General features: G+C 67.0%; 1 protein-coding gene. It reads right to left on the reverse strand.

Annotation, left to right across the window (positions count from 1 at the left end):
• Positions 1 to 7: 7 nt before the first annotated feature.
• Positions 8 to 979, reverse strand: coding sequence for an IS30 family transposase (locus LXN57_RS47720; RefSeq protein WP_438872996.1), 972 nt, complete (start codon positions 977 to 979; stop codon positions 8 to 10).
• Positions 980 to 1,048 lie beyond the last annotated feature (69 nt).

A 1,048-nucleotide genomic window follows, 5' to 3' on the forward strand; every position in this document is an offset into this window, starting at 1 on the left:
GGCGAATTCAGGCGGTTGAAGCATTTGCCTCTACGAGTTCGGCGAATATCTCGGAGGGCTTCTTCCAGTTATGGATCTTACGGGGTCGGTCGTTGATTTCGGAAGCCACCATCGCCATGTATTTCGGGTCGGCGGTGATGGGAACGCCTTTCGGGAAGTATTCGCGCAGGATACGGTTCAGATTCTCGTTGCTGCCGCGCTGCCACGGCGAGTGCGGACGGGCGAAGTACACCGGCAACCCTGCTGCGGTGATCCGCGCGTGCTGGGCCATCTCCGAGCCGCAGTCCCAGGTCAGCGAGCGGGTGATCTGCGGCGGCAGGGTCCCGGCGGCGGCGATCACCGCGTCACCGACGGTCAGCGCGTCACGACCGGACAGCGGGACCAGCACCACGAACCGTGACGTCCGTTCGACCAGCGTCGCCACCGCGGACTTACCGCCCTTGCCGATCACCAGGTCGCCTTCCCAATGGCCGGGGACCTGCCGGCCCTCGACCTCGGCGGGGCGTTCGTCGAGGTAACGGGGCTCCTTGATGCGCGGCGCCGGAGCCGGGCGCGGCCCCGAGCGGCGGGCGGTGCGGCCGGTGCGCAACTGGAGCAGCTCGCGGGCCAGGGTGGACACCGGCTGGGCATACATCCACTGGTAGATCGCTTCGTGAGACACCCGTACAGCCTGATCGTCACGGTAGTCGTACGGCAACCGACCCGCGATCGACGCCGGTGACCAGCCACCGCGCAGCAGTTCGGTGACCACCGTCTTCAGCCGGGCCGACCGCTCGACCGCGTACAGCTTCGGCCGCTGCCGGCCCGCCGCCGCGGCCTCGTCGGCCGACACCGCACGATACTGGGCACGGCCGCCGTGACGGGCCACGTCCCGCGAGACCACCGACGGATCCCGGCCAAGCAGAACCGCGATTTCCTTATACAGCAAGCCTTCGGCCAGACCACGGGATATCTCTTCCCGATCGGCCAAGGTCAACATGTTGCGCACGGCGGGCATCCTGTCCCACCAAACCACCAAGATCAAATGCTACGACTGGCTGAACTCGCC

This window comes from Paractinoplanes hotanensis (assembly GCF_023717965.1).
In the GTDB taxonomy this organism is placed as follows: Bacteria; Actinomycetota; Actinomycetes; order Mycobacteriales; family Micromonosporaceae; genus Actinoplanes; species Actinoplanes polyasparticus.

Coding starts and splice junctions, on each gene's coding strand:
- LXN57_RS47720 (WP_438872996.1), bottom strand. CDS start 979: ATGTTGACCTTGGCCGATCGGGAAGAGATATCCCGTGGTCTGGCCGAA.